General features: G+C 74.6%; 11 protein-coding genes. 7 read left to right on the top strand and 4 right to left on the bottom strand.

Annotation, left to right across the window (positions count from 1 at the left end):
• Positions 1 to 30 precede the first annotated feature (30 nt).
• The 4 genes from OOK41_RS21305 (at position 31) to OOK41_RS21290 (ending at position 6,248) form a co-directional block, all read left to right on the top strand.
• Positions 31 to 1,155 (top strand): Vms1/Ankzf1 family peptidyl-tRNA hydrolase, encoded by a 1,125-nt coding sequence (locus OOK41_RS21305; protein ID WP_266266447.1) that lies wholly within the window; start codon positions 31 to 33, stop codon positions 1,153 to 1,155.
• Positions 1,148 to 2,902, top strand: coding sequence for a thiamine pyrophosphate-binding protein (locus OOK41_RS21300; protein ID WP_117667638.1), 1,755 nt, complete (start codon positions 1,148 to 1,150; stop codon positions 2,900 to 2,902). The genes OOK41_RS21305 and OOK41_RS21300 overlap by 8 nt, the downstream gene beginning before the upstream one ends.
• A gap of 506 nt (positions 2,903 to 3,408) precedes the next feature.
• Complete coding sequence (locus OOK41_RS21295; protein ID WP_117667636.1) at positions 3,409 to 4,812, top strand: hypothetical protein; 1,404 nt, start codon at positions 3,409 to 3,411, stop codon at positions 4,810 to 4,812.
• A 299-nt stretch (positions 4,813 to 5,111) separates the two neighbouring features.
• Positions 5,112 to 6,248, top strand: a complete 1,137-nt coding sequence (locus OOK41_RS21290; RefSeq protein ID WP_117667634.1) for a SigB/SigF/SigG family RNA polymerase sigma factor — start codon at positions 5,112 to 5,114, stop codon at positions 6,246 to 6,248.
• Between the two features lie 166 nt (positions 6,249 to 6,414).
• On the opposite strand, the gene ctaD is transcribed toward OOK41_RS21290, so the two are convergent.
• The 4 genes from ctaD to OOK41_RS21270 form a co-directional block, all read right to left on the bottom strand.
• Positions 6,415 to 8,403, bottom strand: a complete 1,989-nt coding sequence (gene ctaD / locus OOK41_RS21285) for a cytochrome c oxidase subunit I (protein ID WP_117667632.1) — start codon at positions 8,401 to 8,403, stop codon at positions 6,415 to 6,417.
• 262 nt (positions 8,404 to 8,665) lie between these two features.
• Entirely contained in the window at positions 8,666 to 9,118 is a 453-nt protein-coding gene (locus OOK41_RS21280) for a DUF4383 domain-containing protein (protein WP_266267924.1), read from the bottom strand.
• 92 nt (positions 9,119 to 9,210) lie between these two features.
• The gene (locus tag OOK41_RS21275; RefSeq protein WP_266266446.1) at positions 9,211 to 10,368 is read right to left on the bottom strand and encodes a glycosyltransferase; all 1,158 of its coding nucleotides are present in this window, start codon (positions 10,366 to 10,368) and stop codon (positions 9,211 to 9,213) included.
• 25 nt (positions 10,369 to 10,393) lie between these two features.
• Positions 10,394 to 11,374 (bottom strand): glucosyl-3-phosphoglycerate synthase, encoded by a 981-nt coding sequence (locus OOK41_RS21270; RefSeq protein WP_243639383.1) that lies wholly within the window; start codon positions 11,372 to 11,374, stop codon positions 10,394 to 10,396.
• 228 nt (positions 11,375 to 11,602) lie between these two features.
• Here OOK41_RS21270 and OOK41_RS21265 point away from each other — a divergent pair, with 228 nt between their 5' ends.
• The 3 genes from OOK41_RS21265 to secA2 all read left to right on the top strand — a co-directional run bounded on the left by OOK41_RS21265 (position 11,603) and on the right by secA2 (position 16,093).
• Entirely contained in the window at positions 11,603 to 12,631 is a 1,029-nt protein-coding gene (locus tag OOK41_RS21265) for a Gfo/Idh/MocA family protein (protein WP_266266445.1), read from the top strand.
• Positions 12,624 to 13,712: a zinc-binding dehydrogenase gene (locus tag OOK41_RS21260; RefSeq protein WP_266266444.1), complete on the top strand. Its 1,089-nt coding sequence runs from the start codon at positions 12,624 to 12,626 to the stop codon at positions 13,710 to 13,712. The genes OOK41_RS21265 and OOK41_RS21260 overlap by 8 nt, the downstream gene beginning before the upstream one ends.
• Before the next feature lie 86 nt (positions 13,713 to 13,798).
• Positions 13,799 to 16,093, top strand: a complete 2,295-nt coding sequence (secA2, locus tag OOK41_RS21255) for an accessory Sec system translocase SecA2 (RefSeq protein WP_266266443.1) — start codon at positions 13,799 to 13,801, stop codon at positions 16,091 to 16,093.
• Positions 16,094 to 16,197 lie beyond the last annotated feature (104 nt).

The following is a 16,197-nucleotide window of genomic DNA, read 5'->3' as shown; positions in this document are numbered from 1 at the left end:
GCGGGGGGCCGAGCTGGAAAGGGGTCGAGCATGCAGCTGTCCTTCCTGCGCCCGCTCTACGACCGTCCCGGGCCCTGGTGCTCGGTCTATCTGGACGCCTCCCGGGACACCGAGGACGCCCGCCCGGCGCTCGACCTGCGCTGGCGGGCCCTCAAGGGTGAACTGATCGAGCAGGGCGCCGACGCGCCGACCGTGGACGCCGTCGAGCGGGTGGTCCGCGGCCACGACCCGATGCCGGGCGACTACGGCATCGCCGTGTTCGCCGCCCGGGGCCGGGCGGTGCTCACCGAGTACCTGTCCGCGCCGCCGCTGCGGGACCTCGCGGCGGTGTCGGAGCTGCCGCACGCCATGCCCCTGCTCGCCCAGCGCGGCGAGCAGGTCGCCTGGGTGCGGGTGCTTGCCGACCGGACCGGCGCGGACGCCGTCGCGGTCAGCGCCGGCGGAGTGCCCCGCCGCGCCCACGTCACCGGCCGGGAGGACTTCCAACTGCGCCGGGTCAACCCCGGCGGCTGGTCGCAGTCCCGGTACCAGCGGGCGGCCATGGAGGCCTGGCACCACAACGCCGGTGACGCGGCGGCGGCCACCGTGGAACTGGCCGAGAAGGTCGGCGCGGAGGTGCTGGTGGTCGCCGGCGACGTGCGGGCCACCGGCATGATCGCCGCCCAGCTACCGGAGCGCTGGCAGGACCTGGTGGTCCGTACCGACGCCGGCTCGCGGCACGCCGGGGCGGACCCGGCGCTGATGGACGATCTCACCGTGCAGACCATCGCCGAGGTGGCCGACCAGCGGGTGACCGCCGCGCTGGACCGCTTCGGCATGCAGGAGGACGTCGGGGCGGGCCTCGACGCGGTGGTGTCGGCGCTGCAACGCAAACAGGTCGACACCATGCTGATCGTAGACGACCCGTCCTCCACGGAGGAGCTGTGGATCGGCCCGGAGCCGACCGACATCGCCACCGACGCGGGGCAGCTCGGCGCCATGTCGGTGCCCGACCCGCACCGGGCACGCGCCGACGCGGCCCTGGTCCGGGCGCTGGTCGGCACCGACGCGGAGCTGACCGTGCTGGCCCCGGACGAGGCGCCGGAACTGACCGACGGGGTGGGCGCGGTGCTGCGCTACGTCGACGCCGCCACCCCCGGGCGGGGCGATGGTTGATCGTACCGTCGCCGACCTGGTGGTGGAGCGGCTGCGGGCCTGGCGGGTGCCGCGCGCGTTCGGCTGTCCCGGCCCGGCCATCGCACCGGTCGTCGCGGCCCTTGACCGTGCCGGCGGCGACCCGCAGTTCGTCCCCGCCCGGCACGAGGAGACCGCCTCCTTCATGGCCAGCGGGCACGCCAAGTTCACCGGCGAGCTCGGGGTCTGCCTGGCCACCCAGGGGCCCAGCGCGGTGCACCTGCTCAACGGCCTGTACGACGCCAAGCTGGACAGCAAGCCGGTGGTCGCCATCGTCGGCGAGGACATCACCGGCCCGCTCGGCGGCGCCCACGAGGAGATCGGGCTGAGCCGGCTCTTCGGCGACGTGTGCAACCAGTTCGTCCGCTACGGGCGCACGCCCGAGCAGGTGCCCGCCGTGCTGGACCAGGCGTTCCGGACCGCCGCCGCCACCCGCAGCCCCACCTGCGTGGTGCTGCCCCTGGCCGTGCAACTGGCGCTGGTGCCCGACCGGCTGCCGCAGGTCACCGGCGTGACGTCGGCGACCCCGGGGGAGCCGCTGGCCCGGGTGCTTCCGCACGACGCCGACCTGGCCGCCGCCGCGTCCCTGCTGGGCGCCGGCAACCGGGTGGCCATCCTGGTCGGCCAGGGCGGGCACGGCGCGGCGCGGGAGATCGTGGCGCTGGCCGACCGGCTCGGCGCCGGGGTGGCCACCAGCCTGCTCGGCAAGCCGGTGCTGGACGAGCGGCTGCCCTTCCACACCGGCGTGCTGGGCGAGGTGGGCACCAGCGCCGCCGCCCAGCTCATGGGCGGCTGCGACACCCTGCTGATGGTCGGCACCAACGACCCGTGGACCGACTACTACCCGGTACAGACCCGCACCATCCAGATCGACATCGACGGCCGCCGGATCGGCACCCGCTACCCGGTGGACGTGCCGTTGGTCGGCGACGCCGCCGAGACGCTGCGGGTGCTGCTCGACCGGGTGCCCGTCCGGCCCCGGCGGGACTGGCGCCGGACGGTGGAGAGGTCGGTGGACCGGTGGCGGGAGGAGGCGGCGGCCCGAACCGAGGAACCCGGCGAGCCGGTCAACCCGCAACTGGTGCTGCACCAGCTCTCCGTCCGGATGCCCCGCTCGGCAGCGGTCTCCGTCGACGTCGGCTCGGTCATCTACTGGTACGCCCGGCACCTGGAACTGCCGCCCGGGGTGACCGCCCAGCTCTGCGGCACCCTCGGCTCGACGGGCTGCGCCCTGCCGTACGCGGTGGCGGCGAAGCTGGCCCGCCCGGACCGGCCGGTGATCGCGCTGGCCGGGGACGGCGCGATGCAGCTCAACGGCCTGGCCGAGCTGATCACCGTCGCCCACCACTGGCGGGAGTGGGCCGACCCCCGGCTGGTGGTGCTGGTACTCAACAACCGCGACCACTCGGGCACGGGCGGCGGCCAGGCACCCACCGGGGCGTCCGCCCGCCGGCCCGACGTGCCGTACGCCGGGTGGGCCCGGCTGCTCGGCCTGCACGGGGTGCGGGTGGACCGGCCCGAGTTGGTCGGCGCGGCGTGGGACGAGGCCCTCGCCGCGGACCGGCCCAGCGTGCTGGAGGCCGTGGTCGACCCCACCGTGCCGCTGCGCCCGCCGGAGCCGGCCCTGGCCGACCTGCGGGGCCTGGTCGCCGACGGCGACGCGGCCCGGCTGGTCCGGGAGCGGCTGCTCGCCAGGCGGGTGGCCGTCGAGGCCGACGGTCTCGGCTAGCCCGTCCGGCCACCAGGCTGCCGACCTCCGCCAGGCGGCCGCTGCCGACCTCCGCCAGGGGTGGCGCCATCCGCCGTCTCCCGTCGCCACCGCAGGGAGACTATCGGCCCCGTCGCCACGGTCCGGGCCCCTCCGAGCAGCCATGATCGACTTTAGGTCATTGACAAGGGGCCCTGCCGCGCTCTCGACACCGCGATGTCAACGATGTCGAGTTGACCATGTAGCCGGGTCACCCAGCCCCGGGCGCCGCCAGTCCGGGCGCCCCAGTCAGTCCGGGCGCCCCAGCCCGGGTCGGCCCAGTCCGGCCGGCCAACCCGGCCGGGGCGACCCATCCGGGGCGGCCCCGGACGCCACGCCCAGCCGGCACGGCGGGGACCGCAGGGGGCAAGCGCCCGTCCAACGGGGAATGCCCCCGCCGGGTGGCGGAGGCCCCGTTTAGACCCCATCGGGACGGGAAGCCGGGCCGCGTGGCGAACGAACGAAGCGGGCTGGGACCCGCGCATCCGGTGCGCGGGGGACTCACGGCGGACGGGGCCGGACTGGCCGGCGACCGGGTGGTGGCGGTGGGCAGCACCGGACGCGTCCTGGTCGCCGCCGCGGCCCGGGCCCTACGCGGGGAGGACTGCGCCGACATGGGCCAGCCGGGCGTGTTGTCCCGGTTCACCGGCGCGCCCGAGCCGGTGCGCCGGGCAGCCGCCGCCCGGGCCGCCGGACGGGTCGCGCTCACCCCCGACCAGACGGCCGAGGTCGACGCCGCCCGGGTGGCGCGGTGGATCGTCGACCAGTACCCGCGCCGCCGCTACCCGGGCGTGGTGCTGGGCTCCCCGCACGGCGCGGCGGCGCACCTGGCGGTGGCCCTGGGCGTGCCCTGGCTGCCCGCCGCGTTCGAGACGACGGTGCACTGGACCCGAGGCGCGGTGGACAGCCCCGCAGCCGCCCTCGGCCACGGCGCGGCGCTCGCCGCCCGGCTGCTCGCCGGCAACCCCGACGTGCACGTGCGGCAGGTGCACTGCCCGGCCAGCCGGGGCGCGCTCGCCGGGGCGACGGTATCGCTCGGCGTGCGCTGGCAGCACCTGCCCGCGGCGTACGCCCGGTTCCTGACCGACCGGGTCGAGCCCGGAGCCCCGCTGCTGCTGCTGCGCGATGCCCGGACCTGGCCGGTGCACGACGTCGGGCTGGGGCACAGCTTCCAGGCCGGCTCCCCGGCCAGCGGGCTGGACCCGGTGGACTTCCACCCGGACTCGCACGCGCTGCGCCAGGTGCTCCGCTCCGCCGGTGGCGACGGTTCCCGCTGGGAGCCGCCGGAGGTCGGCGCCCCGCAGGGCTACGCCGAGCACGGCGTGGAGCCCGGTTTCGAGCTCGCCGTCCGGGCGTGGGCCGGGCGGCGCGGGCACCTGCTGCACCGGGTGCTGTTCCCCCGGGCGGAGTCGCTCAGCGCCGCGGTCGCCGACCTGTACCGGGCGTGGCTGCGGCGGGCCGGCAAGACAGGCGACCGGCTGGTCGTCGAGTGCGGGCGGCTGCTCGACCCGTGGCAGGTGCTGCGGGCCGGGCTGGTGCCGTACTGGTGCGAGAACGCCACCCGGCGGGCCGTCGACGCGGCGGAGTGGTGGCTGGCCGGCAGCGAGCCGTTCAGCTCGGTGGACGTGCTGCCGGAGTCGCCGGGGATGCGCTCGCCGGCCCTGGCCGGGCTGCCGCAGTGGCTGGCCGTGGCCGCCTTCGGCCGCCGCCGTCGGGCCCTGGACCGCACCGCGGCCCGGGGCTACCCGGTCACGGCGGTGCCGACCCGCCGCGCCACCGAGGTGCTGCGGGCCCAGCCGTACGACCTGCCGGTGCCGCCGCCGCTGCCCGTCGCGACCGCCGTCGAGGCCCTGCGCGACGGAGCCGGCGACCAGGGACTGGTGGTCTGCTGACCCGATCCGCCGCGCGCGGAGTGCCGCCCCGGGCGGCGCCGACCCGCCCGCCGCGCGCCGCGCCGAGGCCGGTCGCACCAGCCGGCCGAAACATCCTCGCGAACCCGGGCTGCCGTGATTGAGTACCTACGGAGCGGGAACACCGCTGGCTGCGACGGCCCGGCCACGCTGCGCAGCTCGCGGTCGACGCTCCTCGACGATTCACGTCAGGTGACCCACTTTCCGGCCCGGTGCGTGGCTCGACCACGCGCGCGACCGGCTTTCCCGATCAGGCGGGGACCTTCCTGAGGGAGGCGCGGATGTTCGGACAGACCACCACGACCACACCACCACCCACCGAACGGGGTCTGGAGGACCTTGACGCGGCGGCGCTGGCGTACGCGGCGCGGATCGAGGGCCTGCCCCCCGAGCGGCGGCAGGAGGCGCGTGACGACCTGGTCCGCTTCGCGCTGCCGTTCGCCGGCCGGCTCGCCCGCCGGTACCGGGGGCGGGGTGAGCCGTTGGAGGATCTGGAGCAGGTGGCCCGGCTCGGACTGGTCAACGCCGTCGACCGGTACGACCCGGAGCGGGGCTCGTTCACCGCGTACGCGGCGATCACCATCGTCGGCGAGATCAAGCGGCACTTCCGGGACCGGACCTGGGGCGTGCACGTGCCCCGCCGGCTGCGCGACCTGATCCTGGAGGTCGGGCAGGCGACCGCGGCGCTGACCAGCGAGCTGTCCCGGGCCCCGAGTGTGGCCGAACTCGCGCAGCGGCTGGAGACCCCGGAAGAGGAGATCCTCGCCGCCCTGGAGTCCGCCGCCGGGTACAGTCCGGCCTCGCTCAACGCGCCGGTCGGCGGGGAGAGCTCGGCCGAGTTCGGCGACCTGGTCGGCGAGAGCGACAACGCGCTGGAGTCGGTCGACGACCGGGTCACCGTCAGTGGGCTGCTGCACCGGCTGCCCTGGCGGGAGCGGCGCATCCTGGCGATGCGCTTCTACGGCAACCAGACCCAGGCCGAGATCGCCGCCCGGTTCGGCATCTCCCAGATGCACGTCTCCCGCCTGCTGTCGCGGGCGCTGACCTGGCTGCGGCAGGCGATGCTCGCCGACGCCCCGCCGCCGTGGCAGAACGGCGCGGCCGAGTCCGGGCCGGGCAAGGCGCGGATCTCGGTGCGGCACAACGGCGACCGGGTGGTCGTCGAGGTCGGCGGCGAGGTCGACCGGGACGGCGCGGACCGGCTGCGCAGGGCGATGCTGGCGGCGGTGACCGGGCAGCCCCGCGAGGTGGTGGTCGACCTGGTCGGCGCGGGCGGCTTCGACGCCGGCGGGATCGCCGCGCTGATGGCCGGCCGGGACGCCGCGGAGCGTACCGGGGTGCCGTTGCGGCTGACCCGGGTGCAGCCGGCGGTCCGCCGGTCGCTGACCGCCGCCGGCCTGCCTCCGCCCCGCGACTGAGCGGCGATCCGGCGCGCGGCGGGCGATCCGGCGCGCGACGAAAGGACCTCGGCGGGACGAAAGGACCCCGACGGGACGGACGGACCTCGACGGCGGTGGGACGGAGCTGTGCGGCGGGGCGGAGGGGTTTACCCCGGTCCGCCCCGCCGCGCGTCACCCGCCGGGGTCAGCGCTCCGGGGTCTCGCCCCGGCCGTGCGGGTGGCGCCACCGCTCGTCCTCCGGCGGTCCCGGCTCCTCGCCCGGCGCGTCGGTGTGCTCGAAGCTGGGCCGACGGATCTCCTCCGGCTCCGGCACGTCCACCGGCCGCGCCCCCGACTGCGGCGCCGGCTGGTAGTCGGCGGCCCGGCGGGCGCCGTGCGCCCCCTCGGCCGCCGGCGACTCGGGCACGTGCCGCTCGTGGTGTAGCTCCTCGGCGAAGCTCTGCGGCGGCTTCGTGGCGCGCTGCGGCAGGTCCCGGCCGAGGTCGGCGACCAGGTGGCCGTACTTGAAGTCGAACGCCGGGCGCTCGGAGCGGATTCGCGGCATCCGGTCGAAGTTGCGCAGCGGGGGCGGGCAGGTGGTCGCCCATTCGAGGGAGTTGCCGAAGCCCCAGGGGTCGTCCACCGTCACCATCGCCCCGTACCGCCAGGACTTCCACACGTTGTACATGAAGAACAGCGTGGACGCGCCGAGGACGAACGACCCCACCGTGGAGATCATGTTCAGCGTGGTGAAGCCGTCGCCGGGCAGGTAGTCGGCGTACCGGCGGGGCATGCCCTCGTTGCCCAGCCAGTGCTGCACCAGGAAGGTGGCGTGGAAGCCGAGGAACATGGTCCAGAAGTGGATCTTTCCGAGCCGCTCGTCGAGCAGCCGGCCGGTCATCTTCGGGAACCAGAAGTACACCCCGCCGAACGCGGCGAACACGATGGTGCCGAACAGCACGTAGTGGAAGTGCGCCACCACGAAGTAGGTGTCGGTGACGTGGAAGTCCGCCGGCGGGCTGGCCAGCAGCACCCCGGTGAGCCCGCCGAGCAGGAAGGTGACCAGGAAGCCGATGGCGAACAGCATCGGCGTCTCGAAGGTGAGCTGGCCCTTCCACATCGTGCCGATCCAGTTGAAGAACTTCACTCCGGTGGGCACCGCGATCAGGTAGCTGAGGATGCTGAAGAACGGCAGCAGCACCTGGCCGGTGCCGAACATGTGGTGCGCCCACACGGTCATCGACAGGACGGTGATCGCGATGGTGGCGAGCACGAGACCCGTGTAACCGAAGATCGGCTTGCGGGCGAACACCGGAATGATCTCGGTGATGATGCCGAAGAACGGCAGCGCCACGATGTAGACCTCGGGATGGCCGAAGAACCAGAACAGGTGCTGCCACAGCATCGGCCCGCTGGTGGCCGGGTCGAACACGTGCGCGTCGAGCAGCCGGTCGGCGGCGAGCGCGAGCAGCGCGGCGGCCAGCAGCGGGAAGACCAGGATCACCAGGACGCTGGTGAGCAGCAGGTTCCAGGTGAAGATCGGCATCCGGAACATGGTCATCCCGGGGGCGCGCAGGGTCAGCGTGGTGGTGATCAGGTTCACCGCGCCGAGGATCGTGCCCAGGCCGGAGAGGACCAGGCCGACGATCCACATGTTCCCGCCGACGCCGGGGCTGTGCTCCGCCCGGCTCAGCGGGGTGTACGCGGTCCACCCGAAGTCGGCGGCCCCGCCGGGGGTGGCGTAGCTGGCGACCACCAGCGTTCCACCGAACAGGTACAGCCAGTAGGCGAAGGCGTTGAGCCGGGGGAAGGCCACGTCCGGGGCGCCGATCTGCAACGGCACGATGTAGTTGCCGAACGCGAACACCATCGGCGTCGCGAACAGCAGCAGCATGATCGTGCCGTGCATGGTGAACGCCTGGTTGTACTGCTCGGGGGACAGGAACTGCATCCTCGGCCGGGCCAGTTCGGCCCGGAGCAACAGCGCCAGCACCCCGCCGATGAGGAAGAAGCCGAACGAGGTGATCAGGTACAGCAGGCCGATCTGCTTGGCGTCGGTGGTGCCGAGCAGCTTGATCAGCTTGGCCCCGGGCAGCGCCGGCCGCAACGGACCGGGGTAGCCGCCGAAGCGGGCGGGCGCGAGGATCGCGGGGCCCCGATCTCGTCCGGGTTCCGTGGTTACCCGCTTGGGCATCGCTTCTCACCCCGTCGTCACGACAGAAAGGACGGGCGTGCCTACCCTGCCCTCCCACCATGTAACCAGGCGAGAGCGGTAATTTCGGTCAATTCGGGGTGAGAGGCCTCAGGTGGCGGGCATCATCGCCCACGGCCCGCCGGTCATGCTTCTCCGGTGATCCGGCTCGACATGCGCCGGTCCTCGCTTCCGTGTCGGGGTGACCGCAGATACCCGGCACGGGGTGGGGCGAAACGGGGGCCGGATCCCGGCGCGGCCCCCGTCAGTGGCGGCTCGGGCGGCGGGTGGTGAGCACGCCCAGCGCGATCATCCCGACCCCGAGGAACAGGTGCAGCCAGTTGTCGGCGCCGTTGACGGGGATGAAGTTGGCCCCGCTGGAGTGGTCGACCACCAGGCCGTAGAGCCACAGCACGAGGTAGATGGCCCCGCCGCCGACGAGGAACGTGCGCGCCCCGGAGACCGTGCGCGACAGCGCCAGGCCCGCGACCCCGAACAGCAGGTGCACGATGTTGTGCAGGACCGACACCTGGAACAGCCCGAGCAGCTTCGCCTCGGAGTCGTGCCCGGCGAAGCGCAGGTCGCTGTAGTACGTGGTGATCCCCGGGATGAAGCCGAGCACCCCGACCACCAGGAACACCACGCCGACGGTGGCCGCGGCGCGGCGTACGGGGGCCCGGCCGTCGGCGGGGTTGCGTCGGGCCCGCGAGTGGGCCATCGGACCGGTCACCGCGATCTCCTCACCGTGTGCGGGAAGTCTCTCGCGGCGCGGCGTTCCCGCTGCCGCCCGTGACAAACCCGCCGCCCCGGTCAGGCGGGCAGCAGGTGGCGTGCGGCGGCGCCCTTGCGGACCCGCTCGTACAGCCCGACGTACCGCTGGGCCATCACCGCCGGGGTGAACCGCGTCGCGGCCTCCCGCCGGCACTCGTCCGAGTCCAGCACGCTCGCGGCCAGGACCAGGTCGGCCAGCTCCTCCTCGTCGGTGGTGAGCAGGCCGGTGCGGCCGTGCTCGATCAGCTCCGGCAGGCAGCCGCGGGCGGTCGCCACCACCGGCGTGCCCAGGGCCAGCGACTCCACCACCGCCGTGCCGCCGGGCTCCTCCCAGCGCAGCGGGAACAGCGAGGCGCAGGCGCCGGCCAGCAGGTCGTCGCGCTCCTGCCCGGCGACGGTGCCCACCCAGCGGACCAGGTCGCCGTCGACGTGCGGGGCCACCTCGTCGTAGAAGAACCGCACGTCCGGGTTTTGCCGGGCCTCGTCGCCCGCGGCGGCCAGGTCCTCCGGCCGGTGGTACGGCCCGACCGGGCCGGCCAGCACCAGCGGCACGCCCACCCGCTGGGCGAGCCGGGCGCCGAGGTCCTGGCCCTTGCCGGGGTTGATCCGGCCCAGGACGATCAGGTAGTCGCCCTTGTCCGGCCGGGGGCGCCGGCCCGCGTCGACCGCGAGCGGGGTGGACAGGTGCACGTGGCCGACCGAGTGCTCGCGCAGCGCCCGGGGGGCGCGGGCCAGCTGCGAGGCGGACACCCCGTTGACCCGGACCCGGTCGCCGCCGTCGAGGTTGCCGTAGAGGGCCGGGTGCTTGGCGAGGTCCCAGTGCAGGGTGTGCAGCACCGGCGGGGCGGCGGGGCCCATCGCGGCGAGCGTGGCCAGGCCGACCGCCTCCACGTGGTCGTGGACCAGGTCGATGTCGTCGCGGCTGCGCAGCGCCCGCGCCACCCCGCCGAGGTGCGCCTGGGAGATGCCGCAGACCTGGTTGTACGGCCGCTGGAGGGCGTGGAACTGGCCGTCGGGGAAGACGGAGATCTTCTCGTCCACCGGCAGGGTGCTGCTGTCGACGGAGGCGAGCACCACCCGCACACCGAGCATGCGCAGCTCCGGCACCAGGGTGGCGATCACGTTCTCGATGCCGCCGTAGCCGGGCGGCGGCACGGACAGCCACGGCCCGGCGTTCATCAGGACGGTCAGGCTCATGTGGGGTTCCTTCCCTCGGCGATGGTCACGCCGCCACCCGGCGGCGCGGCAGCCGGTGACGCAGCTCCGCCAGTGGGGGACGCTCCTCGACCGAGACGTCGCTGACCACGATCTCGCGGTCCAGGTTGGGCAGCGCCTCGGAGCCGCCCCGCCGGAACTGGGTGAGCAGGGTCGCCGGCGCGGTGCCGGGGCTGGCCCAGCCGCGCCGCTGCAACCGCGACCACGCGGTCAGCATGATCTGCGCCGACATCCGGCCCAGCGCCGCCGTGTCCTGGTGGCGGTGCTTGCGCTCACCGAGGTCCACCTGGGCCAGCGCGTCCAACCCGACCAGGTCCAGCAGGTCGATCAGCATCGCCGTCTCGACCCCGTACCCGGAGACGAACGGCACCCGCTCCAGCACGGCGCGCCGGCCGGCGTACTCGCCGGCGAGGGGCTGGACGAAGCCGGCCAGCTCCGGCCAGAACAGGTTCAGCAGCGGGCGGGCCATCAGCTCGGTGACCCGGCCCCCGCCGTCGGCCTCCACGCTGGTCGCGCCGACCAGCGGCCGGTGGTAGAAGCCCTTGACGAACTCCACCGACGGGTCGGTCAGCAGCGGGCCGAGCAGGCCCGTGACGAAGTGCGGGCGGAACTCGCGCAGGTCGGCGTCGACGAACGCGACCACGTCCCCCTCGGCCGCGGCCAGCCCCGCCCACAGCGCGTCGCCCTTCCCGGTCAGCGGGGGCAGCCCCCGGGTCATCTCGTCCTGGCCGACCACCTCCGCGCCCGCCGCCCGGGCCACCTGCGCGGTTCGGTCCGTGGACCGGGAGTCGACCACGATCAGCTCGTCGACCAGCGCCACCCGGTCCATCAGGTGCTCCCGGATGGTCGCCACGATCGCGCCGACCGTCGCCTCCTCGTTGCGCGCCGGCAGCACCACGCTGACCCGGCTGTCGCCCTTGGCGCGCACCAGCCGCCGCGGTGTCCAATCGGTCGCCGAGGTGGTCCGGTAGGTCGCCCACGCCTCCACCACGGGTGAGACGCTCGATTCGGTATCTCGCACAGACACACCCCCAGATCGCTGCGGAAACGCGGGGTGGTGTTTTCCCAGTACCGCCCACGCGTTAACCGAATCATCCCTAACAGCTTGATCACGGCCCGGGCACCGGGCCGTTCCTGCGAGGTGAACGTTTGATTGCGCCGTCCCGGGGGGAGTGCACTGCGCGGATACGTGAAACCGTGGCGAGAGGGTCTGTCGATGCGCGCGTGCCGGGTGGGACTGGTCGGGGCCGGCGGGGTGGCGCAGCGCCACGCCCGGGTGTTGGGCGGCTTCGAGGACGTGGAGATCATCGGCGTGACCGACGTGACGCGCGGCGCGGCGGCCGTACTGGCCGACGCGCACGGGGCCGCGACGTTCGCCGACGTCGACGAGCTGCTCGCGGCGGGACCGGACGCGGTGTACGTCTGCGTGCCGCCGTTCGCGCACGGCCCGGTGGAGGAGGCGATCGTCGCCGCCGGGGTGCCGATGTTCGTGGAGAAGCCGGTCGCGGTGGACCTGGACACCGCCGAGCGGATCGCCGACCTGGTGGCCCGGCGTGGGCTGCTCACCGGGGTCGGCCACCACTGGCGGTACCTGCACGTGGTGGACGAGGCCCGCGAGCTGCTCGCCGGCCGGCCGGTGCGGATGGTCGGCGGGGCCTGGCTGGACAAGGTGCCCCCGGTGGCCTGGTGGGCCCGCCGGGACCACTCCGGCGGCCCGGTGGTCGAGCAGGCCGCGCACGTGCTGGACCTGATGCGCGCGCTGGTCGGCGAGGTGACCGAGGTGACCGCGTACGGCGACGGCGCCCCGCCGCCGGTCGAGGGCGCCGACATCGACTCGGTGACCACGGCCGCCCTGCGCTTCGCCGGCGGGGCGGTGGGCACCCTCGCCGCCGCCTGCGTGCTCGGCTGGAAGCACCGGGCCGGGCTGGAGATCCTCGCCGACGGGCTGGCGCTGTCGCTGGCCGAGGACGGGCTGACGATCCGCGACGCCGACGGCGAGCGGCACCTGCCCGCCGACCCCGACGGCGCGCGGACCGCCGTCGACCGGGCCTTCGTCGACGCGGTGCGTGGCGTCGGCGACGACGTCCGGGTCCCGTACGCCGAGGCGCTCGGCACCCAGCGGCTGGCCCTCGCGATCGCCGAGTCGGCGGCCACCGGCCGGCCGGTGGCGCTGCCCACCGGTCCGGCCGCGACGCCTCGGACCGCCGCCGCGGCGGCCCCGGCGGGGGTGGCCGTCGATGCGTGACCGGGTGGTGGTGGTCAGCGGCCCCGGCCGGGTCGAGCTGGTCGAGCAGGAGGCCGGCGAGCTGCGCGACGGCACGTTCCGGGTGGAGACGCTGTACAGCGGCGTGTCCGCCGGCACCGAGCTGAGCTTCGTCAAGGGCACCAACCCGTACCTCAACGTCACCTGGAACGCCGGCCTCGGGCTGTTCCAGCCGGGGGAGGCCAGCACCCCGTACCCGGTCACCCGGCTGGGCTACATGCAGGTGGGGCGGGTGGTGGCCAGCCGCACCCCGGCGGTCGCCGTGGGCGCCGTCGGCGCGATGACCTACGGCCACCGCAGCGGGTACGTCGCCGACCCGGTCGCCGAGCGGTTCGTCCCGCTGCCCGACGACCTCGACCCGCTGCTCGGCGTGTACGTCGCGCACATGGGCCCGATCTGCGCCAACGGGCTGCTGCACGCCGCCGCCGACCTGTGCGGCGCCGACGTCCGGTCGCTCGGCGACGGGGTGCGCGGGCGCCGGGTCGCGGTGGTTGGCGGCGGGGTGGTGGCCCTGCTCACCGCCCTGTTCGCCCGGCGGCACGGCGCGGCGTCGGTGGTGGTGCTCGACCCGACCCCGCAGCGCCGGGCGGTCGCCGGGGCGCTCGGCCTGGAGACCCTCGACCCGGACGCCGACGACCCGGCGGTGGCGCTCAAGACCCGGTGGAACCACGCCGCCGGGGACCGGGGCGCCGACGTGGTCTTCCAGTGCCGGGGGCAGGCGTGGGCGTTGCAGCTCGCGCTGCGCCTGCTGCGACCCCAGGGCACCGTGGTCGACCTGGCCTTCTACCAGGCCGGCGCCGACGCCGTCCGGTTCGGCGAGGAGTTCCACCACAACGGGCTGGCGCTGCGCTGCGCCCAGATCGGGCGGGTGCCGCGCGGGCTCGCCCCGACCTGGGACCGGGAGCGGCTCTCGGCCGAGACGATCGGGTTGCTGCGGACGTACGGCGACCAGATCCGCGAGCACCTGGTGTCGGCGGTGGTGCCGTTCGCGCAGGCCCCGGCGCTGCTCACCGACCTGGCACGAGGCCGTCGCCAGGAGCTCCAGGTGGTGCTGGCCGGCTGATCGAGGCGGGTCGTGGCGGACGCCTCGCCCCGTCGTGGCCCGACCGGGCCGCGAAAGTCGGCCCGGGTCGCGTACCGTTGCGGCTCATGGGTGTGTCGCAACGGTTGAAGAGCAGGTTCCGACGGTTCCTCCAGCGGCCCGGCAGCACGGTCGACCTGGGACCGCTGGAGAAGCTGCTGCCGGCCATCGAGGCCCGCGAGGAGGAGCTGTCGGCGCTGACCGACGCCGAGCTCACCGAGGCCGCCGGCGCCGCCACCGGGTACGAGGAGATCTGCGCCGTCGGACGGGAGGCCGCCCGGCGTGGGCTGGACCAGCGGCCGTACGACGTGCAGCTGCTCGGCGCGATGGCCCTGCTGTCCGGCAAGGTCGCCGAGATGGCCACCGGTGAGGGCAAGACCCTGACCGCCACGATCGCCGCGTACGGGCACGTCCGGCTCGGTAACGGCCCGGTGCACGTGCTCACCGTCAACGACTACCTGGCCCGGCGCGACGCCCAGTGGATGGAGCCGGTCTACGCCCTGCTCGGGCTGACCGTCGGCTGGGTCAACGAGGCGTCCACCCCGCAGGAGCGGCGCGACGCGTACGCCTGCGACGTCACCTACGTCTCGGTCAGCGAGGCCGGCTTCGACTACCTGCGTGACCAGCTCGTCACCGACCTCGACGACCGGGTGCAGCCGCCGCTGGCCACGGCCATCGTCGACGAGGCCGACTCGATCCTGATCGACGAGGCCCGGGTGCCGATGGTCCTCGCCGGCGCGGTCGGCGGCGAGCAGGACCCGGTGCACGCCGCCGCGGCGCTGGTCCGGGGTCTGCGCAAGGGCAGGCACTACACGGTGGCCGAGGACGGCCGCAGCGTCGCCTTCACCTCCGCCGGCCTGGCCGCCGTCGAGGCCAAGCTGGGCGGCATCGACCTGTACGACGCCGAGCACGTCGGGCAGCTCTCCGCGGTCAACGTGGCGCTGCACGCGCACGCCCTGCTGCACCGCGACGTCGACTACATCGTCCGGGACGGCTCCGTGGAGCTGATCGACGAGATGCGGGGCCGGGTGGCCCAGCGCCGCCGCTGGCCCGACGGCCTCCAGGCGGCGGTCGAGGCCAAGGAGGGCCTCGACGCCACCGCCGAGGGCGAGGTGCTGGGCACCATCGCCGTGCAGGCGTACATCGCGCTCTACCCGAAGGTGTGCGGGATGACCGCGACGGCGGTGCTGGTCGGCGACCAGCTCCGCGAGTTCTTCGGCCTGGAGGTGGCGGTGGTCCCGCCGAACACCCCCTGCATCCGGGAGGACGAGCCGGACCGGATCTACGCCACCCGGGCCGAGAAGGAGGAGGCGCTGGTCGACGAGATCAAGCGCTGCCACGACAAGGGACGGCCGGTGCTGGTCGGCACCCTCGACGTCAAGGAGTCCGAGCAGCTCGCCGCCGGGCTGAACGCCGCCGGGGTGCCCTGCGTGGTGCTCAACGCCAAGAACGACGACGAGGAGGCGGCGATCATCGCCGAGGCCGGCGCGTACGGCGCGGTCACCGTCTCCACCCAGATGGCCGGCCGGGGCGTCGACATCCGCCTCGGCGGCAGCGACCAGGCCGACCGGGACCGGGTGGCCGAGCTGGGCGGCCTCTACGTCATCGGCGGTGGCCGGCACGACAGCCGCCGCGTCGACGACCAGCTCCGCGGCCGGGCCGGCCGGCAGGGCGACCCGGGCGGGTCGGTGTTCTTCGTCAGCCTCGAAGACGACCTGGTGGTCCGGCACGCCGGCGACGCCGTTCCGCCGTCGCCCCGGATGAACGCCGACGGCCTGGTCACCGACCCGCAGGTCGACTACGCGGTGGAGCACGCCCAGCGGGTCGCCGAGGGCGTCAACCACGAGATCCACCGCAACACCTGGCGCTACAGCGTGGTGATCGAGCAGCAGCGCAAGGCGCTCGCCGAGCGGCGGGAGCGCCTGCTCACCAGCGACATCGCCGCGCTGATGCTGCTGGAGCGGGTGCCGGAGCAGGCCGAGGAGATGGACGAGGACCTGCTCGCCCGGGCGGCCCGGTCGATCGCCCTCTACCACCTCGACCGGTTGTGGGCCGAGCACCTGGCCGAGCTGTCGGAGGTGCGCGAGGGCGTGCACCTGCGCGCCCTGGGCCGGCTCGACCCGCTCGACGAGTTCCACCGGGCGGCGGTGCCGGCGTTCAACGCGCTGGTCCCGGAGATCGAGACCCGCACCATCGCCACCTTCACCGAGACCGAGTTCGACGACGACTGGGAGCCGACCGAGTCGACTCTGGTCCGCCCCAGCGCCACCTGGACGTACCTCGTCCACGACAACCCGTTCGGCTCGGAGCTGGACCGGCTCATCGCCTCGGTCGGCCGGCGGCTCAGCGCCGCCCCGCGCTGACCGCCGTCGGGCGGTTCCCCGCGACGAGGGGGAGCCGCCCGACAGCGGTGATCCGCCTCCATCTCCGGAGCCGACCAGGGGGATGAGGCCGCTTTTCAGCCGTT

Source organism: Micromonospora sp. NBC_01655 (genome assembly GCF_026339755.1).
GTDB lineage: Bacteria > Actinomycetota > Actinomycetes > Mycobacteriales > Micromonosporaceae > Micromonospora.
This window is presented reverse-complemented; position numbering and strand designations above follow the sequence as displayed.